Origin of the sequence: Sandarakinorhabdus sp. (genome assembly GCF_040398645.1) — a bacterium.
In the GTDB taxonomy this organism is placed as follows: Bacteria; Pseudomonadota; Alphaproteobacteria; order Sphingomonadales; family Sphingomonadaceae; genus Sandarakinorhabdus.
The window spans coordinates 1-2,040 of sequence record NZ_JBBATR010000112.1; the positions used below are offsets into that span (position 1 = coordinate 1).

2 protein-coding genes, 1 tRNA gene and 1 pseudogene are annotated in these 2,040 nt (G+C 62.8%); 1 reads left to right on the forward strand and 3 read right to left on the reverse strand.

Annotated elements, in window-relative coordinates:
- Positions 1-79: 79 nt before the first annotated feature.
- The 3 genes from ABWP50_RS13420 to ABWP50_RS13430 all read right to left on the reverse strand — a co-directional run bounded on the left by ABWP50_RS13420 (position 80) and on the right by ABWP50_RS13430 (position 1,552).
- Positions 80-154 (reverse strand) — tRNA-Thr (locus ABWP50_RS13420).
- A 46-nt stretch (positions 155-200) separates the two neighbouring features.
- Entirely contained in the window at positions 201-1,277 is a 1,077-nt protein-coding gene (locus ABWP50_RS13425) for a succinylglutamate desuccinylase/aspartoacylase family protein (RefSeq protein WP_353218493.1), read from the reverse strand.
- Complete coding sequence (locus tag ABWP50_RS13430; protein ID WP_353218494.1) at positions 1,274-1,552, reverse strand: BolA family protein; 279 nt, start codon at positions 1,550-1,552, stop codon at positions 1,274-1,276. The genes ABWP50_RS13425 and ABWP50_RS13430 overlap by 4 nt, the downstream gene beginning before the upstream one ends.
- A 195-nt stretch (positions 1,553-1,747) precedes the next feature.
- On the opposite strand from ABWP50_RS13430, the pseudogene ABWP50_RS13435 reads away from it, so the two are divergent.
- Positions 1,748-2,040: pseudogene (locus ABWP50_RS13435) on the forward strand (molecular chaperone DnaJ); the annotation flags it as partial.

Below are 2,040 nucleotides of genomic sequence, written 5' to 3' on the forward strand. Positions count from 1 at the left end.
TCTACAGCGATTCGACCTTTCGAACAACTGCGCTTCATCGCCCCGCTCGCATCGCGCGCTGAACAGGCGCACGATGATATGGTGCCGGATGAGGGGATTGAACCCCCGACCTTCGGTTTACAAAACCGCTGCTCTACCGCTGAGCTAATCCGGCGCGCTGCTGGCGACTTGGCGCGCCATAGCCTGCTGCGCGGCGCAACTCAACAGCCGTTGGTGCAGGCGGGATCGGTTGACCACCACACAATGCGGGCGATGGTGCCGCCCTGATCGATGCGCGGATCGGTGGCAATCATGTTGATGCGGCCATCAACCGGGGCGACGATGGTTTCTATCAGGGTGCCGAAGGCATCGCGCACCTGCGCAATCGCTTGATCCTTTTTCACCAGTGCACCCAGCGGCAGCAACAGCCGCGCCCAGCCAGATTTGGTTGCGCGCACAGCGGCGATATCGTTGGCAACGAGCAGGCTGGCTGGCGGCGGCGTTGCCGTGCCGGGCAGCATTTTAAGCTCGCGCATCAAATTGAGCAGGCCGGCTTCGGCGCGGGCGATCATGGTGTCGTCAAACATTTCTGGCCGGCCCAGTTCGAGGGTGATGGCCGGCACGCCGTCGTCAGTCAGGGTGTTTTCCACCGTGCCCTTGTCGCCCTTGTCCATTTTGATGATATCGGGCGCCACCAGTTCGGCCATCCGCCTTGTGCGGGCATTCGATGCAAATGCGTACATCATATAGGCGGTGCCGCGTGACTGGGTGTGCAGATCAATGGCTGTGTCGGCATTTGGACGGATCAGATGTTGCCACAGCCGGCCAGCAAAATCGGCTATGGCGCTGCCGCCGATCTTGCCGGGCATTTCGCGATTGAGGTTGGGCGCACTGCGCGACCAGTCCGGAGTCCATTGCCGTGTGGATTGCAGCAGGCCGGGCGGGTTAAGGCCCGGCACCAGCGTGAGTGTGCCTGACAGCTTGGCGGGATCAATGCCGGCAGCAAGTTGGTGCAGCACGGCAATGCCGTTCAATTCATCGCCGTGGATGCCGGCCGTGAGCAGCAGGCGCGGGCCGGGCAGAGCCCCTTTCACCACGATCACCGGAACCAGCCACGGCTGCCCAACCGGGCTGGTTCCGGCGCGGAACCAGAAACGCTGCACCGTGCCGGCAGGCACCGCTTGCACATCCAGGGTATCGACGATTGCTGCGCCGTTCAGGCTGCCAACTGTTTGCGTCGCTGCAGCGGCCGGCGTTGCGATCAGCAGCAGCGCAGCGAACAAAAAATGGCGTGTCATGGGGCAGCGGGCAGTTCAGCGATGATGCGCAACGCGTGGATGCGATCGGGCGCGACCAGTTCACCCAAGGCTGCATAAACCGCGCGCTGCCGGGCAACCCGGTTGAGGCCGACAAAGGCCGCTGCGCTGATTTTGACAGTGAAGTGCGATTCACCATCGTCACCGCGGTGGCCGCCGTGACCGCGATGTTCGTGACTGTCGTCAATCACGTCCAGCGCCGATGGCGCCAAAGCGGCAATCAAGCGAGATTCGATTTCTGCGGCAAGTCTGCCCATATGCGCTCCTGTGATGGCCGTTATAATCATGGTCACAACCCAAATAGCAACACGCCAGGGAAGACAGCAATTTCGAACACGGGCAATATGCGCCACAGCCGGTGGCATGGGCGGGTGGAGCAGGCCGATCCGGCCGCTTGCGCGTGGCCAAGCTGCAGCCAGGCTGGAGAATTTCGCGCGCCGCGTTCAAATCGTGTGCCGGGCGATGTTGGCGGCTGGCAGTTTTTGTGCCTTGAGCATGTGCGGGCCTTTAACGCCGGCTATAATTATTTCGACGGCCTGACCCCTGATGAAGTTTATGCGGCGCAATCGCCGCTGGCCGGTTGGGAAAAAGAGGCGGTGCGCGGCGGCCGCATGGCCTTTACCTTTGGCGATCCGCATGGGCTGTTCACGGCGGACAGCAAACCAGCGGCTGGCCCTGCGGCACAACCGCCCAAGGGTCAGTCCGGGCAAACGCCCGGCCGCTGGGCGGGCAGGGGCGACGCGCA